The 22,360-nt window shown below is 58.0% G+C and carries 23 protein-coding genes and 2 pseudogenes; 15 read left to right on the plus strand and 10 right to left on the minus strand.

Features of this window, described 5'->3' with window-relative positions; translation table 11 throughout:
• Positions 1 to 39: 39 nt before the first annotated feature.
• On the minus strand, positions 40 to 720 hold the full coding sequence (locus QRN55_RS12245; protein WP_284776898.1) for a DsbA family protein: 681 nt from the start codon (positions 718 to 720) through the stop codon (positions 40 to 42).
• Positions 721 to 857: 137 nt separating this feature from the next.
• Positions 858 to 1,367, minus strand: a complete 510-nt coding sequence (locus tag QRN55_RS12250; protein ID WP_284776899.1) for a DUF721 domain-containing protein — start codon at positions 1,365 to 1,367, stop codon at positions 858 to 860.
• An 80-nt stretch (positions 1,368 to 1,447) separates the two neighbouring features.
• Between QRN55_RS12250 and mutY the strand changes: the two genes are divergently transcribed.
• Positions 1,448 to 2,548 (plus strand): A/G-specific adenine glycosylase, encoded by a 1,101-nt coding sequence (gene mutY, locus QRN55_RS12255; protein WP_284776900.1) that lies wholly within the window; start codon positions 1,448 to 1,450, stop codon positions 2,546 to 2,548.
• Entirely contained in the window at positions 2,548 to 3,159 is a 612-nt protein-coding gene (locus QRN55_RS12260; protein ID WP_284776901.1) for an HAD family hydrolase, read from the plus strand. Before mutY ends, QRN55_RS12260 begins: the two co-directional genes overlap by 1 nt.
• Before the next feature lie 409 nt (positions 3,160 to 3,568).
• On the opposite strand, the gene QRN55_RS12265 is transcribed toward QRN55_RS12260, so the two are convergent.
• A complete protein-coding gene (locus QRN55_RS12265) occupies positions 3,569 to 4,714 on the minus strand; it encodes a site-specific DNA-methyltransferase (RefSeq protein WP_111840642.1) in 1,146 nt (381 codons plus the stop codon).
• Positions 4,715 to 5,046: 332 nt separating this feature from the next.
• Here QRN55_RS12265 and QRN55_RS12270 point away from each other — a divergent pair, with 332 nt between their 5' ends.
• A complete protein-coding gene (locus tag QRN55_RS12270; RefSeq protein ID WP_284776902.1) occupies positions 5,047 to 6,132 on the plus strand; it encodes a hypothetical protein in 1,086 nt (361 codons plus the stop codon).
• Here the strand turns inward: QRN55_RS12270 and QRN55_RS12275 are convergent.
• The 3 genes from QRN55_RS12275 to QRN55_RS12285 all read right to left on the minus strand — a co-directional run bounded on the left by QRN55_RS12275 (position 6,122) and on the right by QRN55_RS12285 (position 7,994).
• Entirely contained in the window at positions 6,122 to 6,556 is a 435-nt protein-coding gene (locus tag QRN55_RS12275; RefSeq protein ID WP_284776903.1) for a DUF1284 domain-containing protein, read from the minus strand. The two genes, QRN55_RS12270 and QRN55_RS12275, sit on opposite strands and share 11 nt — an antisense overlap.
• The gene (locus QRN55_RS12280; protein WP_284776904.1) at positions 6,553 to 7,131 is read right to left on the minus strand and encodes a biotin transporter BioY; all 579 of its coding nucleotides are present in this window, start codon (positions 7,129 to 7,131) and stop codon (positions 6,553 to 6,555) included. The genes QRN55_RS12275 and QRN55_RS12280 overlap by 4 nt, the downstream gene beginning before the upstream one ends.
• A 182-nt stretch (positions 7,132 to 7,313) precedes the next feature.
• Positions 7,314 to 7,994, minus strand: coding sequence for a GntR family transcriptional regulator (locus QRN55_RS12285; protein WP_284776905.1), 681 nt, complete (start codon positions 7,992 to 7,994; stop codon positions 7,314 to 7,316).
• A 144-nt stretch (positions 7,995 to 8,138) separates the two neighbouring features.
• Here QRN55_RS12285 and QRN55_RS12290 point away from each other — a divergent pair, with 144 nt between their 5' ends.
• The 3 genes and pseudogenes from QRN55_RS12290 to QRN55_RS12300 all read left to right on the plus strand — a co-directional run bounded on the left by QRN55_RS12290 (position 8,139) and on the right by QRN55_RS12300 (position 9,484).
• Complete coding sequence (locus QRN55_RS12290) at positions 8,139 to 8,828, plus strand: HAD-IA family hydrolase (RefSeq protein ID WP_112498349.1); 690 nt, start codon at positions 8,139 to 8,141, stop codon at positions 8,826 to 8,828.
• Between the two features lie 71 nt (positions 8,829 to 8,899).
• Positions 8,900 to 9,191 (plus strand): annotated as a pseudogene (locus tag QRN55_RS12295) (BrnT family toxin).
• Positions 9,170 to 9,484 carry a BrnA antitoxin family protein gene (locus tag QRN55_RS12300; RefSeq protein ID WP_284776906.1) on the plus strand — a complete coding sequence of 105 codons (315 nt, stop codon included), beginning with the start codon at positions 9,170 to 9,172 and terminating at the stop codon, positions 9,482 to 9,484. The pseudogene QRN55_RS12295 and the gene QRN55_RS12300 overlap by 22 nt, the downstream one beginning before the upstream one ends.
• 23 nt (positions 9,485 to 9,507) lie before the next feature.
• On the opposite strand, the gene QRN55_RS12305 is transcribed toward QRN55_RS12300, so the two are convergent.
• Positions 9,508 to 10,050, minus strand: coding sequence for a PilZ domain-containing protein (locus QRN55_RS12305; RefSeq protein ID WP_350225188.1), 543 nt, complete (start codon positions 10,048 to 10,050; stop codon positions 9,508 to 9,510).
• Between the two features lie 258 nt (positions 10,051 to 10,308).
• Here QRN55_RS12305 and thrC point away from each other — a divergent pair, with 258 nt between their 5' ends.
• From thrC to QRN55_RS12325, 4 genes and pseudogenes are all read left to right on the plus strand, one after another.
• On the plus strand, positions 10,309 to 11,709 hold the full coding sequence (thrC, locus tag QRN55_RS12310; protein WP_284776909.1) for a threonine synthase: 1,401 nt from the start codon (positions 10,309 to 10,311) through the stop codon (positions 11,707 to 11,709).
• A gap of 16 nt (positions 11,710 to 11,725) precedes the next feature.
• Entirely contained in the window at positions 11,726 to 13,024 is a 1,299-nt protein-coding gene (locus QRN55_RS12315) for a M16 family metallopeptidase (RefSeq protein ID WP_111840633.1), read from the plus strand.
• A 48-nt stretch (positions 13,025 to 13,072) separates the two neighbouring features.
• Positions 13,073 to 13,663, plus strand: a complete 591-nt coding sequence (locus QRN55_RS12320; protein WP_112498345.1) for a GNAT family N-acetyltransferase — start codon at positions 13,073 to 13,075, stop codon at positions 13,661 to 13,663.
• 101 nt (positions 13,664 to 13,764) lie between these two features.
• Positions 13,765 to 16,581, plus strand: a pseudogene (locus QRN55_RS12325) (EAL domain-containing protein); the annotation flags it as partial.
• On the opposite strand, the gene QRN55_RS12330 reads toward QRN55_RS12325, so the two are convergent.
• The 3 genes from QRN55_RS12330 to QRN55_RS12340 all read right to left on the minus strand — a co-directional run bounded on the left by QRN55_RS12330 (position 16,560) and on the right by QRN55_RS12340 (position 18,751).
• Complete coding sequence (locus QRN55_RS12330) at positions 16,560 to 17,696, minus strand: zinc-binding metallopeptidase family protein (protein WP_284776910.1); 1,137 nt, start codon at positions 17,694 to 17,696, stop codon at positions 16,560 to 16,562. The pseudogene QRN55_RS12325 and the gene QRN55_RS12330 overlap by 22 nt on opposite strands.
• A 163-nt stretch (positions 17,697 to 17,859) precedes the next feature.
• Positions 17,860 to 18,051, minus strand: a complete 192-nt coding sequence (locus QRN55_RS12335) for a CsbD family protein (protein WP_111840630.1) — start codon at positions 18,049 to 18,051, stop codon at positions 17,860 to 17,862.
• A 94-nt stretch (positions 18,052 to 18,145) separates the two neighbouring features.
• Complete coding sequence (locus tag QRN55_RS12340) at positions 18,146 to 18,751, minus strand: YqgE/AlgH family protein (protein ID WP_284776911.1); 606 nt, start codon at positions 18,749 to 18,751, stop codon at positions 18,146 to 18,148.
• A 158-nt stretch (positions 18,752 to 18,909) separates the two neighbouring features.
• Here QRN55_RS12340 and QRN55_RS12345 point away from each other — a divergent pair, with 158 nt between their 5' ends.
• From QRN55_RS12345 to QRN55_RS12365, 5 genes are all read left to right on the plus strand, one after another.
• On the plus strand, positions 18,910 to 19,758 hold the full coding sequence (locus QRN55_RS12345) for a protein-disulfide reductase DsbD domain-containing protein (protein ID WP_284776912.1): 849 nt from the start codon (positions 18,910 to 18,912) through the stop codon (positions 19,756 to 19,758).
• 78 nt (positions 19,759 to 19,836) lie between these two features.
• On the plus strand, positions 19,837 to 20,322 hold the full coding sequence (locus QRN55_RS12350) for a peroxiredoxin (protein ID WP_111840627.1): 486 nt from the start codon (positions 19,837 to 19,839) through the stop codon (positions 20,320 to 20,322).
• Between the two features lie 297 nt (positions 20,323 to 20,619).
• The gene (locus tag QRN55_RS12355) at positions 20,620 to 20,742 is read left to right on the plus strand and encodes a hypothetical protein (protein WP_284776913.1); all 123 of its coding nucleotides are present in this window, start codon (positions 20,620 to 20,622) and stop codon (positions 20,740 to 20,742) included.
• Positions 20,739 to 21,482, plus strand: coding sequence for a metal ABC transporter ATP-binding protein (locus QRN55_RS12360; RefSeq protein ID WP_284776914.1), 744 nt, complete (start codon positions 20,739 to 20,741; stop codon positions 21,480 to 21,482). Before QRN55_RS12355 ends, QRN55_RS12360 begins: the two co-directional genes overlap by 4 nt.
• Positions 21,479 to 22,351 (plus strand): metal ABC transporter permease, encoded by an 873-nt coding sequence (locus QRN55_RS12365; RefSeq protein WP_284776915.1) that lies wholly within the window; start codon positions 21,479 to 21,481, stop codon positions 22,349 to 22,351. Before QRN55_RS12360 ends, QRN55_RS12365 begins: the two co-directional genes overlap by 4 nt.
• Positions 22,352 to 22,360 lie beyond the last annotated feature (9 nt).

Raw genomic sequence — 22,360 nt, forward strand, 5'->3', positions numbered from 1 at the left:
CGGATATATCCGTCGCCCGTTTTTGTGCGGTAACGTCTTTTAGAGAAGGCTGTCGACGAGAGCCGACATATTTTCCACAGACATGTCTCCAGCGTAGCGCTTTCCGTTGATGATGAAGGTCGGGGTCGAGTTGACGCCGAACTCCGTCGCACCGCGTTGCATCGTTGCGTTCACATCATCCAGAAGTTTCTGGTTCGTCAAGCAGGCCTCGAATGTCTCCTGTGAAAAACCGGCCAGTTTCGACATTTGCAGCAGGGCAGCGCGTGCATCCTGCGCAGTTGCCCATGTCTGCTGCTGTTTGAACAGCATCGAGACGAACGGGTAATACTGCTGTTCAGGCGCGCAACGGGCCAGCATGAAGGCAGCGGCAGCGCGCGGATCGAACGGGAATTCGCGGATGATGAAGTACACCTTGCCGGTGTCGATATACTTCTTCTTGATTTCTTCGAACGTCGTGTTGTGGAAATGCGCGCAGTGCGGGCATGTCATCGACATATATTCGACGATCTTGACAGGTGCATTCGCATCACCCAGCGCGCGGTCAGGCAGCGGGCCTGGCTTGAGAACGGCGGCCATGTCCACGTTGCCGGATGATTCGGGCAGATCCTGCGCAAGCGCCGCGTTGGGCATCAGGGCAAAAGGAATGGATGCGGCGACGGCTGCAAGGGCAGCACCGCCCAGAAGGCTGCGACGGGTGATATTGAATTCAGGAAAATGCATCAAGCACCTATGTGTGAAAGACTGGAATCGTCTGCAATTGCGATATCGCGGCCACATGTTCAGAACAAGCGGCCATTTCTTTTCTTCTTGTCAAAGAATTGTGACCAGTCAAGGACAGTCTTGACCTAAAGACTGCTTCAAATCGTCCGACCTGCTTTTCGCTTCTGCAAAACAGCAGTTCCCAGACGCTCAACCGCCTTGCGCAAGGCCTCGCTTTCGATGCCCTCCATCATGCCTTCCAGCCGCTTTGCGGCATCACCACGCAGCGGTTGCGGTTTGGGGCGACGGTTCAACGTTTGAGAGACCGGCTTCTGCACGATCCTGATCTGGCGCACGGCGGGGAAGCCGAAGAAACCATTGATGCGGGCAATCAATTCGCCCTGCGCATGGGTGAGAAACAGCGCGCGCGCGCCTTCGCAGGCGATGGTCAGAATGCCGGGCTGATACCCGCCACGATCCGGCCCCTCGTCACGGCGCGGCCATGTGATCTTTTCCGGGCGGGTGCAATCGGCAAAATCCACGCCGGCGATTTCATCCCAAGAGCCGAGCAGCGACGTGCTGATTCCGGCGCGTTTTGCTAGAACCGGATCGATGATGCCGTTTGCGATTTCGGCAATCTGGATAACGCCTTTGCGGGGCTTTTTCATTTTCACCTCGTCAACTCGCGGCTTGATCGGCGCAAGCGGATGAACCAAGTATAGGCGCAATACGAGGACCACAGCAAACCATGCTTCATAAAATCGACAATCCTGTTTATGCGGGCATGCTGCTGGCATGGTACGATAGGCACCACCGCGACCTGCCATGGCGCACATCACCACCGATGACCGCAAAGGGTTTGCGGGCCAATCCTTACCACGTCTGGCTATCGGAGGTCATGTTGCAACAGACCACCGTCCAGGCGGTGAAACCTTACTTTGCCAAGTTTCTGGCACTATGGCCGAAGGTCGAGGATCTGGCTGCAGCACCCAGCGAAGACGTGATGGCCGCATGGGCGGGGCTTGGTTATTATGCCCGCGCCCGCAATTTGAAGAAATGCGCCGAAGCGGTTGCCGATGAGCATGGCGGCGTGTTTCCCGACACCGAAGAGGGCTTGAAGAGCTTGCCCGGCATCGGCGACTATACGGCAGCAGCCATCGCGGCCATCGCCTTCAACCGGCAGTCGGCTGTACTGGATGGCAATGTGGAGCGGGTGATTTCCCGCCTGTTTTGCATCGACGCCCCCCTGCCCGGTTCCAAGGGTGTGATGCGGGCAAAGGTGGCGGAGATTACGCCTGCTGACCGTCCCGGTGATTTTGCTCAGGCGATGATGGACCTCGGCGCGACCATCTGCACACCGAAGCGACCGGCCTGCGCGCTCTGTCCGTTCAACAGCCACTGTCTGGCGCTGGCGCAGGATGAGCCGGAGCGTTTTCCGGTGAAAGCCGCCAAGAAGGAGAAGCCGGTGCGCGTCGGTGCCGCATTCGTAGCGGTGAACGACAAAGGCGAAATCCTGCTGCGTCGCCGGATCGAAACTGGCCTGCTCGGCGGAATGACGGAGGTGCCGACCACGGCTTGGACGGCACGGATTGATGGCGGTACCGACACCGACCATGCGCCGTTCGATGCGGATTGGGAGGCAACTGGTACGATCGTCCATGTCTTCACCCATTTCGAGCTTCGGCTTTCCATTTTCCGCGCCAAGGTTTCCGGCAGCGTGAAACCGGGCGCTAATGACGAATGGTGGGAACCGGTCACAAATCTTGATGCGCAGGCCCTGCCGACGGTGATGAAAAAAGTGATCGCGCAGGCTATTCCTCTCGCATTCGATAAAAGCAGGAAAAATTGATGACCAAGATCAATCACATCGTTTTCGATATCGGCAAGGTTCTGATCCATTACGACCCGAACATTCCCTACAGCCGCATCATTACCGATGACAAAGAGCGGGCATGGTTCTTCGAGAATGTGTGCACGCACGAATGGAACCTGGAGCAGGATCGGGGCCGCACATGGGAAGAGGCCGAGGCGTTGCTTTTAGAGACTTACCCTGACCACGAAAAGACGATCCGCGCCTTTCGTCTGCACTGGCACGAAATGGTGTCGCACTCCTATGACGATTCGGTCGACATTCTGAAAGGTCTGATCGATTCAGGTTATGACGTGACCATGCTGACCAATTTCGCCTCCGACACGTTTCGGGAAGCACAGAAGATGTACCCCTTCCTGACCCTGTCACGCGGCGTGACCGTGTCGGGCGATGTCGGCCTGATCAAACCCGATGTGGCGATTTACGAATTGCACGCGCGGACGTTTGGGCTCGACCCTGCCAGCAGCATTTTCATCGACGACTCGTTCCCCAATGTGGAAGGGGCGAAGGCTGCCGGATGGCAGGCGGTGCATTTTACCGGTGCTGAAAAATTGAAAGCCGATCTGGCCGCATACGGCATCGACATCTGAGCTGAGAATGTCTGGTGCAGGCGAAAATGGCGGTCTTCTACCTGCACCAGTCCGGCCGCAAGCGGCCAGATTTGTCAAATCTCGTAATCGGGAACGTTGCCGTCTTTCTTATTCCCGGATCTGACCTTCACGAACATCATGTCTGACGTTCGGCTAGACCCGTTGGCGGCTTGCTTGTGGCTCCCTTGGACACACTAGCTAGAGAGCCATACTTGCTCCAGGCTTGCCATGCAATTGATATATTTAAGAAAATTCTGTTATGATTAATAACGAATACGGAGAGGCCCGACGTTCAGGGAACGCCGGGCCTCTCCTACTCTTCACCCGGGACTGAAGGTACTAAAACCGGGCGAAGTCTGTGGGGCGGCAAGACCGCCTACTGTTGGCAAGGGCAAAGCGGTGGATCGCTTTATCCCGCCTTTGCCATTTCATTGCGGATCAGTGTTCTCAGATCATCGATGGGCTTCAAGGCCTCACCGTCCTCATAGTGCCAGAAGGTCCAGCCGTTGCAGGCGTCCAACCCTTGCACCGTCGCACCGAGGCGGTGAATGGAGCCTGCGGTACCGGCGGAAGCTACGGTGCCATCGGCACGGATGATGGCGCTGTAACGGCGTTTCGCATCCGTCAGAACCTGACCGGGGCGAACCAGACCACTTTCGAGCAACACGTTGAAGGCAACGCGTGGTTCGGCCTTCTTGCCGGTCATCACGGTCAGTTCCGCCTTGCCGAGCGGCTCGACAGCGGCGATACGCGCCGAGGCGGCATCGATATAGTCCTGTTCACGCTCGATGCCGACGAAGTGGCGACCCAGACGCTTTGCCACCGCACCCGTTGTGCCGGAGCCGAAGAACGGGTCCAACACGACATCACCGGGCTTTGTGGATGCCATGATGACGCGGGCCAGCAGGGCTTCCGGTTTCTGGGTCGGGTGGACCTTCTTGCCGTCATCGCCCTTCAGGCGCTCTCCGCCGCTGCAAATCGGAAATAGCCAGTCTGAGCGCATCTGCACATCGTCGTTGGATGCCTTCATGGCTTCGTAATTGAATGTGTAGCTCTTGGCCTTGGCATCGCGGCTGGCCCAGATCATGGTTTCATGGGCGTTCTGGAACCGGCGACCCTTGAAGTTCGGCATCGGGTTGGTCTTGCGCCAGACGATGTCGTTCAGAATCCAGAAATTCATGTCCTGAAGAATGGAGCCGACGCGGTAGATGTTATGGTAGGAGCCTATAACCCAGATGGTGCCATTGGGCTTCAAAACGCGGCGGCAGGCAAGCAGCCAAGCGCGAGTAAAGGCATCGTATGCTTCGAAGGATGCAAACTGGTCCCAGTCGTTGTCGACAGCATCAACAACAGACTGATCCGGGCGGTGGAGCGCGCCGCCCAGTTGAAGGTTATATGGTGGATCGGCAAAAATTGCATCAACGGATTGACTGGGAAGTGCTTCAAGCGCGGCCACGCAATCACCCTTGATGATGCTGTCCTTCCAGGCATCGCTATCACCTGCAAGGTCAAAACCGGCACGCCGAAAATCGGCCAGCGGAAACACTGATGCCATAGGTACTCGCTCCATACGCTTACTCGACTGAACTGATCCTTATGGTTACCGAAGTTGGTTATCAAAGACTGAACGCGTGATGCAAAATCACGCTAAGTGCGTAAAAAAATACGCAAACTGCCTTTGTGTGAGGAGCCGAACGAAACGTTGGCCCCTCGCATCGATTGTCTGATGGCGGAAAGCAATGTCGGGGGCATTTACCATTCTAACCACAATCAGTGGCGCACAATGGAACCAGTTGCATCTTTTAACGTTGTGATTTCGGAATTTTGCGCGCCATCTGTGTGATGGAGCCGAAAGGCATGGGTAAGGGCTGCAGGGGTAATTTCAGAATGCGCATTTCTCTCGTTATCGTATCGACACTTTTTGCCAGCGCTGCGTTTGCGCAAACCGCCACGCCTCCGGTTCCCAAGCCGCCGATCAATGTGCGCACCGATGCCGTGCTGGTGAAGGGCGGACCTTCGTTGGGCAATAGCGACAAGGTGCGTTGGGATTTCTATAAAGTGGATAGCGCAGGCGGACGCAGCGATGAGAATGTCGGCGGCGCATACGACGCGACGTTTGAGGAAAAGATTCCAGTCGGCAAATACATCGCCGTGGCAGGCTTGGGAAACATCCGTCGCGAGATACCTGTCGAGGTGAAGGATGGATCCGTTGCCGAAGTGAAGGCGGATTTCAACGCGGCTCAATTGACCGTCGTTCCCAAGCGCAGCCCTGACAGCAAGGACGCTGAGCCGCAGGCCCGTGTCGAAGTCAAGCAGGGCGCCGAATTCAGCGACAGCATCTATGGTGCCAAACAGATTTACGTCCCCGCCGGACAGTTGACGCTGGAGGGCCGCATCGGCCCCGCGCGCGCCGATGACACGGTCACTGTCAAGGCTGGCGACATCGTCAGTCACGACCTGATCATCCCGAGCGGCGTTGTGATTGCCAATGCCGTCTACAAGGATGGTGGCCGTGCGGTCGAGACCGACAACATCCGCTTCGAAACGGTTTCGCATGCCGAGACACTGGATGGCACGCGTGACACGCTGACGGGCACTTATGGCGTAGGCAAGATGATGCAGATGCCTGCTGGTGACTTCGTCATGCGGGCGCGGCTTGGAAAGGTCAGCGCCGAGATACCTTTCTCGGTCACGGCAGGACAGCGGACGAATGTCACCGTCAATCTGAATGCAGGCGTTCTGGCCGTTACGGCACCGGATGCCCAGCGTATCGACATTGTCGAAACAACCAAGGATTTGCAGGGCACGCAGAAGGAAATTTCCGGTCGCTACGGCACCACCCATCAGGAAACCCTGCATCCCGGCGACTACTCTGTCAAAATCACCTATGACGACAAGACCAACCGTGAGCCCAAGGAGCTGACCGCCACGGTGAAAGCTGCAGAGCGCACCGAGCTGAACATCACGGATTGAGCGGCGGCGCAATCCTGACACCGCAATAATTGGAAGCCGCGACCTCGTTACAGAGATCGGCCCATTCGCATGCTGAACAGGCTGTGCGCACGGAACCATCGCGGAAGCCTGATCGAAGCTTCTTCATGAAGGACTCGTCAGGCGTGACGTGCGTGTGCACAGCCACCGCTTCATCCAGCAAATGTGCGATAGACACCAATGCTTTCTGATCGCGTATCACAACGCTCTGGCTGAAGCAGTGTGCATCAGGGTCCGCCAGCAGCGGCGCACAGATGTCATCGGGGCCAGAAACGATCTCGATCTCCTCACCAGCATTCAGCCGCGCAGCGACACGGTCATAATTGACCGTGAAGCCGGGCGTGTAGCCCTTGCCGACATAGGTCAGCATGCACAGCAGGTGATGGGCTCTGAGGCGAACCGTCACCGGGCGCTTCTGCCGCGCGATGCAATGAGTTTCAGTGCCGCCGCAGCCAGCGCCGACTTTAGGACAGCGCCGAGTATAAAGGGTGCAACACCGCCAACCCAGGCCGCCTCTGAACCGATCAGGCCCGCAAGCCAGGCCCAGCCAAGCGCAAGGCACAGGACATTCGCGCACAGATGCAGCAGGAACGCGGCAACCGGGCGATCACCATCCGCACCTTTTTCGGTGAGAAGCCCAACCAGCGCAGCCATGACCGGAAAGGCCACGAGGTAGCCTGCCGTCGGGCCCACGAACGGCGCAAGACCAGATGCCGCGCCTGCCAGAACGGGCAGTCCGAGCATGGCCTCACCCAGCCACGCGAGCACCGTCAATGTGCCAAGACGCCAGCCGTAGAGAGCGCCGATCATCGTAACCGCAAATGTCTGCATTGTGATGGGCACTGGCACCATGGGGACCTCAATCTTGGATGCGAGCGCCAGGATCATCGTTCCTGCCACAAGAAACAGAGCCTGCTGAACGTATGATCTGGATGACAGGCCAAGGAAGCCGGTGGTTGCGGTGGGCACTTGAATGGACATGATATCCTCCTGAATTTCAATTATAGATAATTTGAAAGAACAGAGAGATATGTATCGCTAAAAGACCGACTAAAGGAAGCTTTGGACGAAATTTCGATGCAGAGACGCGCACTCCATGTGGATAGAGTCGAAATTAATTCATAATTCTCATAGATTTATAGCGATATAAAATTATCTATAATTTATCCGACGATCGCGAAGGCATCTCGAGTGGAGCCCGTCGGCGTGCGAATTGCGGTGCGCCCGATCCACTGAACATGACCGGCAAGAATACGCACGGCTTCCTCATCGCGCTTGCCGCGAAGCGCATCGATGATGGCGCGGTGGTCGGTGTCGGTGCGCCTCTCCCACCCTGCCCGCCACGCCGAAAACAGAAAGCGGGCACTGGCGGCATGAAGTCCGTCGATGGCCTCCATCAGGCGCGGCATGGCGCACGGCGCCGTAATCAGGCGGTGAAAGCGGCGGTTCGCCTCCTCCCACTGCCGCACATCCATGGCCCTGTCTCCCGCCAGCGTTGCCGCCTCGGCCTCATCAAGAACAGCGGCAGTCAGATTAGGGATGGCGTGACGCAGGGCCAGCACCTCCAGCGCCGCACGCATCTCCGCCACCTCCTGCACATCCGGCAAGCCGAAATCGGCAACGCGAACACCCCGACGTGGAATGCTGACCGCAAGCCCCTGCGCCTCCAGCCGACGAAATGCTTCGCGCACGGGCACATGCGACGCGCCAAACTCTTCAGCCACATGGTCCTGCCGCAGCCGGGCACCGGGCGCGAGCTCGCCGCGCACGATGCGGTCCGCAAGCGTGCGGCTGATTTTGGTGGCGATGGTATCGTCCGGCTTGCTTTTTTGAGGTTTGGCCATGCACTCCCATAAAATGCCGTGACCGGATTGTCGAGGAAGCGCCGTGTCTTGCAGGGCACGTTTGCATCGGCATCGGTTGAGCTTGCGACCCACATGGGCTAAAAGCGCCCAAATCTTCCCGCCCCAAATCGTTAAGGAGAGCCCATGAGCGGCTTCGACCTCATTATTTTCGACTGCGACGGCGTTCTCGTCGATTCCGAAATCATCGCCGCCCAGGTCGAATCGCGCCTGCTGACCGATGCTGGCTACCCGATTTCCACCGAGGAAATGGGCGAGCGCTTCTCTGGCATGACGTGGAAAAACATCCTCCTCGATATCGAGCGTGAAGCCAGCATTCCGCTCTCAGCCTCGCTGCTGGAAAAGTCGGAAAAGCTTCTGGACGCCCGGCTCGAACGGGACGTGAAGGTCATCGACGGCGTCAAGCTGGCGCTTTCCCGCCTGACGACGCCGCGCTGCATCTGCTCGAACTCATCCAGCCATCGCCTGGATATGATGCTGACCAAAGTCGGCCTCAAACCCTATTTCGAGGGCCATATCTATTCCGCTAAGGATCTCGGCCCTGATCGCGTCAAGCCGAAGCCCGACATCTTCCTGCATGGCGCTAAGCAGTTCAATGTCTCACCCGACCGCGTCGTCGTCGTCGAAGATTCCGTCCACGGCGTCAACGGCGCCCGCGCAGCCGGAATGCGCGTCATCGGCTTCACCGGCGCATCGCACACCTACCCAAGCCATGCGGATCGCTTGACGGATGCGGGTGCGGAAACGGTGATTGCGCGTATGCAGGATTTGCCCGCGACAATCGAGGCTTTGGCTGAGTGGGGCGGCGTGGCGTAAGTTGCCAGGCAGACAATTTTGTGATCTGGATAGCTGCATTGCTTTTTCAATAAATGTAGTTACATTATTTCATGAAGATTTTCTGGGATGAGCCAAAGCGGCTTGCCAATATCGAGAAGCATGGCCTCGATTTTGCAGATATTGGCGAGTTTGCTTGGGAAAGCGCTCTTTTCGAAGAAAGCCTTGCCGGAGATTTTGGTAGTCGTCGTTTCAAGGCATTGGGATATTTTCGTGACGGGACTGCCGCTGTCATCTTCTGTCATCTTCGCCAGTCTGGGATCAGAAGCGATATCCATTATTAGCTTCAGACAAGCCAGCGAGCAGGAAAGAAGGAGACTACCATGGCCAAGACTTCGAACTTGACGTTTCAGGAAGGGCGTGGCTACAGCCGAGCCGACTGGGATGCGGTCGACTTTCCTGAAATGACCGAAAAGGAATTAAACCGCCTGCGGCCCGCAGTTGAGGTTCTACCACCAGAACTCTTAAAAGCTATCGATGATCTTCGCACGCCACGTGGACGCCCCACGCTGGAAAATCCAAAAAAACAGATCACATTGCGGCTGGACGAAGACGTGATTACGCGATTTCGCCAAAGTGGAAAAGGCTGGCAAGGCAGAATGAATGAAGCCCTGCGCAAGGCCGCAGGGCTGTCATAACGTCAGCGTTCAAAAGACTAGCCTTACCCCCGACGGCCCTTCTTCGTGCCTGCCTTGGCAGCACCTTCATCAAACGAAATAAACACATTCGTCTGGCGTGATGCGCCGCCGGGGGCGTTGGGGATGGCGACGTTGGGGTTGTTGAAGATGAACTGGGTGCCGGATGGGCCTGCGGGGACATCCACCGGGAAATTGGTGACCTGCGAGAAGATTTCGCCATCGCCGTCTTTCACGGTGACGCGGATGGGCAGGTTGACGCGGCCGGGCTTGGAGAGCGGGCCGGGAACGAGGCGGCCCTGGGCCAACACGTTTACGGTCAGCGTCGCATCGCTCATGCTGCAAGAGCGTGTGGTATCGGAAAGAGACGCCTGATAGACGAGCTTCGTCTGATCGTCCTTAGCACCACCGGCATAGACCCGTTTGACGGCGTTATTATCGAGAATGGTGATGGTGGGGCAATTGGCCTGCACGACCGGCGCCACGGCCTGCGCAGCCGGTGGCTTGACCGCCATGGCGTCCGACGGATTGGAAGAGTTGCAACCAGCAAGCACGGCAAGAACCGACATCGCGGCGGACAAACGCAAAATATTCCCTGTCACTTTGTTCAACCCTTCAAAAACTATCCCGATACAGGACCGCAGAACCCGTTTAATGGCCTTTCATGCCCGTCGGCGATGGTCTATAGCAGCGACGCTGGAGAAAATCGATTGGTTGCGTTCGGATTTGGCCGAATTTTGCAAAATGCTTTCGACAGGGCCGAACAGGCACCTCCGGCGGATGAGTGACTGACGACATTTGCCTGAAAGACGACAAGGGACCATCTCGTGGAATATGTTTCGACCAGGGGCAGCGCCCCATCGCTGGGTTTTTCCGACGCGCTTCTGGCGGGTCTGGCACGTGACGGCGGACTTTATGTCCCGCGCAAATGGCCGACCATGTCGAAAAAGGAAATTCGCGCGCTGCGTGGCAAATCCTATCAGGAAGTCGCATTCGAAGTTCTCTATCGCTTCACCGGCGGCGAAATTCCCGCAGACACTTTCCGTGCGATGATCGACGATGCTTACGCGACCTTCCGTCATCCTGCAGTTGCACCGCTGGTGCAGACCGGGCCGAATTCCTATATTCTTGAGCTGTTCCACGGCACGACGCTGGCGTTCAAGGACGTGGCGATGCAGCTTATCGCACGGCTGATGGACTATGTGCTGACGCAGCGCGACGAACGCGCAACCATCGTCGGCGCGACATCGGGCGATACAGGTGGCGCGGCCATCGATGCCTTCGCAGGCCGCGATCGCACCGACATCTTCATCCTCTTCCCCCATGGCAAGGTATCGCCTGTACAGCAACGCCAGATGACGAGTTCGACTGCGTCCAACGTGCACGCCATCGCCGTCAACGGAAATTTCGACGATTGCCAGAACCTCGTCAAAGAGATGTTCAACGACGTGAAATTCCGCGACGGCGTCAAGCTGTCGGGCGTCAACTCCATCAACTGGGCGCGCATCATGGCGCAGGTGGTCTATTACTTCACCGCATCCCTTTCGCTGGGCGGGCCGGACCGGAAGATTTCGTTTACGGTGCCGACGGGTAATTTCGGCGATATTTTCGCGGGTTACGTCGCCAAGCAGATGGGCCTGCCCATCGACAAGCTGGTGATTGCCACCAATGACAACGACATTCTGGCCCGCACGCTGAAGACCGGTCGCTACGAGATGCGCGGCGTGCACGCCACGACATCGCCTTCGATGGATATACAGATTTCGTCCAACTTCGAACGCTTGCTGTTTGAAGCCAATGACCGTGACCCTTCCGCCGTCAAACGCTCCATGGACGGGCTGAAGCAATCGGGTGCTTTCGACATTTCCGACAAGGCGATGAAGTTCATCAAACGGGATTTCCGTGCAGGCCGCGCCACTGAAAAGCAGGTAGCCGACACCATCCGCGAGACGCTGGAAAAGACCGGGTACCTCCTGGACCCGCACACGGCAACTGCCGTCTACGTGGCTAAAAAGCATGAGAAATCAAGCGCGCCGATGGTCACCTTGTCCACTGCGCATCCAGCGAAATTTCCAGCTGCTGTAAAATCCGCTTGCGAAATCGATCCTGCGCTTCCACTATGGCTTGCTGATCTTATGAACCGGGAGGAGCGTTTCGACATTCTGGATGCTGAGCTGGACGCCGTGGAAACTTTCATCGGCACACATGCTCGCGCCAAGAGTGAGTAGCGCGGAAAGACTGAATATGAGTGTAAATGTGACCCGGCTAGCCTCCGGGTTGACCGTTGTTACCGAAAGAATGCCACACCTCGAAAGCGTCGCTCTTGGGGTGTGGATCAAATCCGGCTCCCGCAACGAGACCGATGACGAGCATGGCATCGCGCATCTTCTCGAACATATGGCCTTCAAGGGCACGGCACGGCGCACAGCGCGCCAGATTGCCGAGGAAATCGAGAATGTGGGCGGCGAAGTCAACGCTGCCACATCGACCGAAACGACATCCTATTACGCACGTGTCCTCAAGGACCACGTACCGCTCGCGGTGGATATCCTCGCCGATATCCTGACCGAATCCGCCTTCGAAGAAGCGGAACTGGAACGTGAAAAGAACGTCATCCTGCAGGAAATCGGCGCTGCGACCGACACTCCCGACGACGTCATCTTCGACAATTTCTCCGGTGTCGCCTACCGCGACCAGACCATTGGCCGCCCAATCCTCGGCACGCCTGAAACGGTCCAATCCTTCACCACAGGCCAGATTCGCCACTATCTGGCGCGCAATTACACGACGGACCGTATTTTCGTGGTGGCCGCCGGTGCGGTCGATCATGAAAGTTTCGTCAAGCAGGTCGAGCAACGCTTCGCAGGCCTGCCGCAACTGCCTGTCGCCACGCCTGTCATGGAAAAAGCCATCTACACCGGTGGCGAAATCCGCGAAACGCGCGACCTCATGGATGCGCAAGTGCTTCTCGGTTTCGAGGGCAAAGCATACCACGCCCGCGATTTCTACTGTTCGCAAATTCTTGCCAATATTCTGGGCGGCGGCATGTCTTCGCGGCTGTTTCAGGAAGTGCGCGAGTATCGCGGCCTGTGCTACTCGGTCTACGCCTTCCATTGGGGCTTTTCCGACACGGGCATTTTCGGCATTCACGCGGCAACCGGCAGCAGCGATCTGCCGGAACTGGTGCCCGTCATCATAGACGAGCTTCGAAAGTCCTCGCAGACCATCCATCAGGAAGAAATTGACCGCGCCCGCGCCCAAATTCGCGCGCAGTTGTTGATGGGTCAGGAAAGCCCTGCAGCGCGTGCGGGACAGATGGCGCGCCAAATGATGCTTTATGGTCGCCCGATTCCCAATGACGAGATGATGCAGCGTCTGGGGGATATTACCCCGCAGCGTTTGACTGATCTTGCGGGACGGCTGTTTTTCGATACAGTTCCCACCTTGTCCGCCATCGGCCCGCTGGAAAACCTCTCGCCGCTGTCAGACATCACGGCGGAGCTTTCTGCGTCGCCGTCCATCCAGATAAAGGCAAATGGCTGAGGGCTAAGGGCATGTGTCCGCGGCAGGTAGGATGAGGTTTGACCTTACATGCTGCGTTTTCTTTCCCGTCACAGCGATACGCCGGAACTTCGCAGTGCCGAATATCTGTTGCGACTGCCGCGCTATTCCGACTACCGGCAGTGGCACAGGCTGCGCTCGGATAGCAGACAGTTCCTTCAACCGTGGGAACCGAGCTGGCGCGGTGACGAGCTGAGCGAAAGCTCCTATCGGGTACGCGTGACACGCAACGGCCAGGAATTTTCCTCTGGCCTTGCCGTGTCCATGCTGCTGTTCAAATCCGACAACACGCTTTTGGGCGGCATCACTATTGGCTACATCCGGCGGGGTGCGGCGCAAAGCTGCATGATCGGATATTGGATGGGCGAGGCTTACGCGGGCCAAGGCCATATGTCTGCCGCATTAAAGCTGGTAATACCCTACATCTTCAACGGACTTCAGTTGCACCGTATTGAGGCAGCCTGTATTCCAGAGAACTTCAAAAGCATACGGCTGCTTGAAAACGCCGGATTTCAGCGAGAAGGTCTCTTGCGGGAATATCTGAAAATAAACGGTGAGTGGCGAGACCACGTCATGTTCTCCCTCATTGCCGATAAGCAAAATCCCGGCGGGACGCAGTAGGATAGATGACATATATTAGCCTTGCGTTGCGCCTTATAGGACGCTTTGTGGCCGCAGCGCGCTTTACGCCCCTGATGTTTCTGTGCGCACTTTTCGCCGCACAAGCCCATGCTTTCGAACCGGTCAAGATTTCTCGCGATGACACCGCGCTGGACCTGACGGCGACGACGGACATTTACGCCAATCAGGGTGAAGCCTTTCAGGTTTCTACCGCGCCCGGCCCGGATGGCATTCGCCGCCGTATCGAGGTGCGCGCCTCCTCCCCCGCTCATCAGGGTGACTGGGCCGTGTTTGCGCTGGCAAACGTGTCGGAAGAGCAGTTGGAGCGCGTGATCGTGGCGCCGCATTTCCGTCTGGTGAATTCCAAACTGTTCTGGCCCGATCTCGGCTCGCAGCGCATCATTGCGATTACGCCGAGTGAAGGCTTTGCGCTGGACCGGCAACCCAGCCCCGACGCCGACGTGTTTCGCATCACGCTAAACCCCGGCGCGGTCATCACCTTCGTAGCAGAGCTTTCCACGCCGCAACTGCCGCAAATTTACCTCTGGGAACCCGAGGCATATAAGGACACGATCAACGCTTTCACGCTCTATCGCGGCATCGTGCTGGGTATTGCGGGTCTGCTTGCCGTGCTCCTGACCATTCTCTTCGTCGTCAAGGGTACGTCCGTCCTGCCCGCCTCTGCGGCGCTGTCCTGGGCCGTTCTGGCCTATATCTGCGTGGATTTCGGCTTTCTGGAAAAGCTGATCACCGTGACATCAAGCGACGAGCGAATATGGCGCGCGGGTGCGGAAGTCGCACTCGCGTCCAGTTTCGTGGTCTTCCTGTTCACCTATCTCAATCTGAACAGATGGCACGCGCATCTTGGCTACGCGACATTTGCGTGGATCATCGGGCTTGGTGCACTGTTCGGCGTGGCGATCTACGATCCCTCCATCGCGTCCGGCATCGCCCGCCTGTCGTTTGCGCTGACGGCCACTGCCGGTATCGTGCTGATCATCTATCTCGGCTTCAACCGCTACGACCGTGCCATTTTGCTTGTGCCCTCATGGGCGCTGATTCTCGTCTGGCTGTTCGGCAGTTGGCTGACGGTCACGGGGCAACTGGATAACGATATCGTTCAGCCTGCGCTGGGCGGGGGTCTCGTTCTCATCGTTCTCTTGATCGGCTTTACCGTGATCCAGCACGCCTTTGCGGGCAGTGCCTATCAACAGGGGCTGTTTTCGGATCTCGAGCGGCAATCGCTGGCGCTGACGGGTAGTGGCGACACGGTGTGGGACTGGGACGTGACGCGTGACCGCATCGTCACCACGCCTGATGTCTCGATCAAGCTCGGCTTGCATCCCGGCACTATGCACGGCGCCGCGCGCAACTGGTTGCCGCGCCTGCACCCGGATGACCGCGACCGGTTCAAAGCCACGCTGGACGTGCTGCTGGACCATCGCAAGGGACGCCTGAACCACGAGTTCCGCATTCGCGCCGAGGATGGGCATTTCCATTGGCTGCAAATCCGTGCGCGGCCCGTGCTGGGCTCGAACGGCGAAATCATCCGCTGCGTCGGCACCATTACCGATATCACCGAGCAGAAGAACTCGGTCGAGCGGCTGTTGCAGGACGCCTTGAGCGACAATCTAACTGGCCTGCCCAACCGCCAGGTTTTTCTCGACCGCCTGCAATCCGTGCTCAATCTGGCACCGGAAGGCGAAACCGTACGCCCCACCGTCATGGCCATCGATATCGACCGCTACAAGCTGGTCAATGATACGCTGGGCATTGCCGCTGGCGACAATATCCTGATTGCATTGACACGCCGCCTGCGCCGTCTGCTGAAACCACAGGATACGCTTGCGCGTCTGTCCGGCGATGAATTCGGCCTCATTCTCGTCTCGGAACGCGATCCTCAACGCGTGGCGGATTTTGCCGATGCGGTGAACAAGGCCATCATGGTGCCGATCAATTTCGCCAACCGCGAAATCATTCTGACGGCGTCCATCGGCCTCGTTTCGTGGATCGACCAGCAGGAAAATGCCGCTGGTCTGCTCAGCGATGCCGAGCTTGCCATGTACCGTGCCAAGCGCGCAGGCGGCAATCGCGTCGAACCGTTCCGCCCTGCCTTCCGCACATCCGGCACCGACCGTTTGCAGATGGAGAGCGACCTTCGCCGCGCGATCGAGCGCAAGGAGCTGTCGCTGGCCTATCAGCCCATCATCAAGCTCGACAATGGCGATATGGCAGGTTTCGAAGCATTGATGCGTTGGGAACACCCCAAGCGTGGCAGCATTCCGCCATCCGAGTTCATTCCCGTTGCGGAAGCATCCGGTCTTATCGAACCGCTTGGCATGTTCGCCCTGGAACGGGCTGCGACAGATCTGATGGACTGGCAACATGCCATCGACAAGCTGCCGATCTTCATTTCCGTGAACATCTCCAGCGCGCAACTGCTGAACAACGAGCTTTACAACGACGTGCGCAGCATGTTGCAGCGGACACGGTGCAATCCCGCGCAGTTGAAGCTGGAATTGACCGAATCCGTCGTGATGGAAAACCCGGAACAGGCGCGTCTGGTTCTGGCGAAGCTCAAGGAAACCGGGCTTAGCCTCGCGCTGGATGATTTCGGCACGGGCTATTCTTCGCTCGCCTATCTCACCCGCTTCCCGTTCGACACGATCAAGCTGGACAAGGCGCTGGTCGCCAATACCAGCGACAAGCGAAACGTGTTGCTGCGCTCCATTATCGCCATGGCGAGAGCGCTGGAAATGCAGGTCGTTGCTGAGGGGATCGAAACGCCGGAAGATGCGGCAGAGCTTGCCCGCATGAATTGTCACTACGGGCAAAGCTTCCTATTCGGCACGCCGGATACGCCAGAGGCGGCGCTACAGCTGCTGCGCGAGCGTTTTCAGGTGGTCAAGAGAGCCTGATTTTGCTCTGCCTGCTGCTGCGGCGCTGGCTGCCAGCTCTGCTGCTGATCTTCAGGCACGCGACCGTGCAACAGCTTGTGCAGGAACTCCAGCTTGTCCACAACGGCTGGCGTCAGCACGAAGGGATATAGGTCGGCCTCACCCATGCTTCGCTGCATGGAGTTCAACGCGACGCTAAGCGGCACCCAAGCGTTGACCAACTGTTTGGCACTTCGTGCGCTATAGGGCTCGAAGGCGACGTCCGTTTCCAGTTCCTCATGGCCTTCCGGCTCGATGGCGATGCCGAAAGCATGCGCCGTTTCCAGCGTGTCGACGATGTGGAGGTAGTGCGCGAAGCATTCCGCAAAGTCCTCCCACGGGTGAACCGAGGCATAGGAGCTGATGTAAGTCTGCTCCCAGCCGAGCTGCGGCCCCTGCTCGTAATTGCGCTTCAGCGCATCGCCATAATCCTCGCGCTCGTCGCCAAAAACGGCACGGCAGGCTTCCAACCGGTTGGCATCGCGCACCAGCTTGTTCCAGATGAAGTGACCGACTTCATGGCGGAAATGGCCGAGCATGGTGCGGTATGGCTCGTTCATGTTGCTTTTGATCTGCGCGCGCGTCGCATCGTCGGATTCAGCAGCGCGAATGGCGATCAGGCCTTCGTCATGGCCGGTCATGGCAGGAATGATCGAACCATCGGGTGCGACCTCATCCACCAGAAAGTCGAATACGAGACCGCCATTGGGGTCAACATCGCGGTTGGGGTGCGGCAGGTTGAGGCGCAGCATGGAATAGAACAGATGACGTTGCGCCTGGCTCAACCGGCGCCACTGCTCGATGCCCTCTTCCGTCGAAGCGTCTGGAACGAGCCGGTTATGGCTGCAGGCCGGGCAGAATTTATGATCGCTCTCAGCGGGAACCGACCAGTTGCAGATGTCGTTGACCTCATTGGCGCAATAGCGAATTTGCCGTTCTGGATTGGACACCAGCGACCAGTTGGGGTCACCCGCAGGGTCTACGGCTTCCATGGAAAGCGTTTCCGGCACGAAGGCCAGACGATGGCCGCATTTGACGCAGGACCGATTGTCGAAATGGACCGGCTGCCCACAGGCAGCGCAAGAGAATAGCTGCATTTAACGCTCCAGAAGCGAGCACTCGGACGGAAAGATCGGCTTTCGAATGGTCCGGCGCTAGGAAAATTGAGAGATCAGAGATGAAAAAACGCATGTGCCTTATATCGGCACATGCGCTTTACAGAATATTGCCACGGCCCGGTGGCCGAAGTGGCAAAATGAATTACATGCGGTCTACGGCGCCCTTGACGGAATCCTTGGCCTTGCCAACCGTCTTCTGGACCTTGCCTTTGGTTTCCTGTGCAGCACCCTCGGCGCGCATACGGTCATTACCAGTGGCAGAGCCAACGCTCTTCTTTACCTTGCCAGCAACTTCATTGGCTGTGCCAGCGACTTTATCGGATGTGCTACCCATGATGTTTCTCCCTAGTTTTTTAACCAGACTTGGCGCTGGCGACCGAGATAAAAACGTCGGGATTAAATTTTGGTTCCGCTAAATTTCTGGCGCCTTAAGCATGACCCGCTTCTGCCGACAGCATTCGCGGATCGACGCCCATCAGCGCCAGGGCACGTTCGTATTTATTGTCCAGCATACGGTCGAAGATCAATTCCTCGGATGCGGGGCAATTGAGCCAGCCATTGCTGGCAATCTCACCTTCGAGCTGCCCTGGTCCCCAACCGGCATAGCCCAGCAGCATCGTTGCCTTATCGGGTCCACGCCCGTTGGAAATGGCGCGCACAATATCCAGCGTCGAGGTCAACGAGATATCGTCGCTGACGGGAATGCTGGAGTCGCCATTATAATCGTCCGAATGCAGCACGAAGCCCCTGCCGGACTCCACCGGTCCGCCGCACTGAATGGGGAACTCGCGGGTGCGGTTCGGCAGCATGATGGCGTCGTTCTGATCCATCATCTTCAAGTGCAGCAGCACATCGGTAAAGGTGATCTGTTGCGGGCGGTTGATGATAAAGCCCATAGCACCGGCGCTGGAATGGGCGCAGATGTAAACCACCGAACGCTCGAAGGACCCGCCCTCCAGTCCCGGCATCGCGATGAGAAAGTGGCCATCCAGAAAGCCGCGTTCTCTCTTGTCCATCAGGGTCGAAAAGGTCACTGGAGCCTCCGGTCTGCGATAGGCTGGCGTGAGCAGCTACGGCATTGGGTTGGTCATTTGTTAAGGATGCGGCATAGTCGCCCATCAATCAACCGAAAATGATAACCGGCTCAAAATCGTAACTGGCCCGCTAGCGGATGTTAGGCTAGACCGGGGGAATGAACGCTAAGCTCCCTCTCTTTCTGCGCGCATCGCTGCCATTCTTCGCCCTTGCGCTTCCATTCGTCCTCTCCCCTGCCCCGGCCAATGCCGATACGACGGACTGGGAAACCAGCGAGGGTGGGCGCATGCGTGTCGTCAGCCAACCCGCCGACGCCAGCGGTCGCATCGAGGCCGTGTTGCAGATCGAACTCAAACCGGGCTGGATTACCTATTGGCGCGAACCGGGCGAAGCAGGCATTCCGCCGAAGATCACGCTCGATCCGACAAGCGGCGCGACCCTGACGTCGCTGGCGTTTCCCGTGCCGAAACTGATCGAGAATGGCGAAATCAACGACATCGGCTACGACGCCCCCGTCAGCCTGCCTTTCGTTTTGCAAGCACAACCGGGTTCGGATGAGGACAAGGCAAGATTGACGGCATTCATCGGCGTCTGCCTGAATATCTGTATTCCCTTCGAAGCGAATTTCGAGATACGCAAGGACCACGGCAAACCTGCGACTCCGGAAGAAACCGAGGCTGTCGCCAACGCCAAAGTCGCACTGCCACAGCCACCGGATGATGATTTCAAAGTGCAGAATTTCCACATCACGCCCGACAAAACCCTGCTCGGCGTGGAGCTTCGCCTGCCGGACAATGCGCCGAAGGAGACGGAAATCTACGTCGCTGGCCCCTCAGGCTACGCCTATTTCGAGCCGCAGAACATGGTGCGCGACAAGCGAAAGCTGTCCTTCTACATGAATATCAAGGGCCTGCCAAAATCCTATAACCCGCGCGGCCAGCACTGGACCATTCTGGTCAAGTCCGGTGGAGAGGTCATGGAAGCGCCGCTCGATTTTCCGCAGTGAAAGACACCGGATTTCATTGACGACGGCAGCAATTCGTCCTCTATAGTCGCCCCTGAAAACTGCCACAGGAGCGACAGCATGACCATCAAGATCGGCGATAAACTTCCATCCGCAACCTTCAAGGAAAAGACGGCAGACGGCCCGGTGGACACCACCACGGACGCCCTGTTTGCAGGCAAGAAGGTCGTTGTCTTCGCCGTTCCCGGCGCGTTCACCCCGACCTGCTCGCTCAACCACCTGCCCGGCTACCTCGAAAACCGCGATACGATCCTCGCGCGTGGCGTGGACGATATTGCCGTTGTTTCGGTCAATGACTGGCACGTCATGGGCGCATGGGCACAGTCTTCTGGTGGCCAGGGCAAAATCCACTTCCTCGCGGACTGGGACGCATCCTTCACCAAGGCCCTTGGCCTCGATGCCGATCTCTCCGCCGGAAGCCTCGGCGTGCGCTCCAAGCGCTACTCCATGCTGGTGGAAGACGGCGTGGTGAAGTCTTTGAACGTCGAAGACAATCCCGGCCAGGCCACGGTATCGTCTGCCGCGACCATGATCGAGCAGCTTTAAGCGTCTACCGACGCCGTCACCCCGGCCTTAAGCCGGGGTCCAGCCAACCCAAGTCCTTGGGTTGAAAGACTCTTTTGACCTGACCAACTCAGATCGCTAGTGTCAACGCTCAAGGCCGGAATGAGAAAAGCGATGATCAGAACCGGCTGCTGTCGTGGGTCTGGCTGGTCACTCACCTATATTTCGCTCATCGCGCGCTTAGGCGTGCTGTCTACCGTCATCGCAAATCGCACGTCATGCTTTCGCCGCAATCGTTATATCATTACAGTAATGCTATAACATTATTGTGAGCATTCCATGCTGCATCATCTCTCTCCACGGCACCTGTTGCGACAGTCTGCCATGACCCGCCTTATCCTCGCTCTTGTCATTCTCCTTCCGCTCTGGCTTGCCATCCACTGGGCAGCGGCGTTGTCATGAGCGGCGCGGCGGTTCTGTCGATCGATAATCTAACCGTGGCCTATGACAGGCATCCGGCGGTGCATCACCTCTCCGGGAGTTTTGACCGGGGCAGCCTGACGGCGATTGCCGGGCCGAATGGGGCGGGCAAGTCCACGCTGCTGAAGGCGATTATCGGCGACCTCAAGGTGTCAGAAGGCAGAATCACCCACGCTCTTGAGCGCGCCGACTTCGGTTACCTGCCGCAAGCAGCCGATATAAACAGGCGTTTTCCGATTTCGGTTCTGGAAACTGTGCTTCTGGGCACATGGAAAACCGCCGGGGCCTTCGGGTCCATTGGCAAAAAGCAGCAGGCGCGTGCTGAGGAGGCTCTTGCCATCGTCGGTCTTGCGGGCTTCGAGCACCGATCCATCGGGGCGCTTTCCGCCGGCCAGTTCCAGCGCGTGCTGTTTGCCCGCCTGTTGATGCAGGATGCCAGCGTCATTCTGTTGGACGAGCCCTTCACCGCAATCGACGCCCGCACCACCCGTGACCTTCTGGACATCGTTGGTCGCTGGCATGGCGAGGGACGCACGGTGATTGCCGTACTGCATGATTTCGATCAGCTGCGCGCCCATTTTCCCGAGACTCTTTTGATGGCCCGAGAACTGATTGCGTGGGGGCCGACGCAACAAGTGATGTCCCCCGTCAATCTGATGCGCGCCCGCATCATGGCGGAGCGCTGGGACGACAACAGCGATGTCTGTGAGCCAGCAGCATGACGGCCTATGATATTTTCCTCGCGCCGTTTCAGGATTATGGCTTCATGCGCCGGGCACTCGTTGCCTGCTTCTGTCTGGCAGTGGGCGCAAGTCCCATCGGCGTGTTTCTGATGCTACGCCGCATGAGCCTGATGGGAGATGCGCTGAGCCATGCCATCCTGCCGGGCGCTGCCATCGGCTACCTTATCGCCGGTTCACTTTCGCTGACAGCCATGGGTTTTGGCGGGCTGATTGCCGGGCTGTCCGTCGCCCTTCTCTCAGGCATCGTCAGCCGCATCACGCCGTTGCAGGAGGATGCGAGTTTTGCCAGCTTCTATCTGGCGTCGCTGGCGTTGGGTGTGCTGATTGTGTCGCTGCGCGGTTCCAATGTCGATCTTCTGCATGTGCTGTTCGGCACCATTCTGGCGATAGATGCACCGGCCCTCTACCAGATCGGCGCAATCACCTCCCTCACCCTTGTCGCTCTCGCCTTCATCTACCGCCCACTGGTGACGGAATGTTTCGACCCCGGCTTCCTGCGCGCCGTGGGTGGGCGTGGGCCTGCCTATCACGTCATTTTTCTGGTGCTGGTCGTCATCAATCTGGTCGCGAGCTTTCAGGCACTCGGCACCTTGATGGCAGTGGGGCTCATGATGCTGCCTGCGGCCATCGCACAACTGTGGACACGCAGCCTGCCATCCATGCTGATCGTCGCAGCACTCAGCGCCGCGCTTTCCGGCTATCTCGGGCTTGTGGTGTCCTACCATTTCGAGCTCGCCTCCGGCCCGACCATCATCATGGCAGCAACCTGCCTATACGGGCTTTCCATTCTGGCCGCCCCTGCGGGACTGGCCGGTCGTTACCTCACCCGCCCACATTTAAAGGGCTAAATCTGGAGA

Source organism: Agrobacterium sp. lyk4-40-TYG-31 (assembly GCF_030209855.1).
GTDB lineage: Bacteria > Pseudomonadota > Alphaproteobacteria > Rhizobiales > Rhizobiaceae > Agrobacterium > Agrobacterium vaccinii.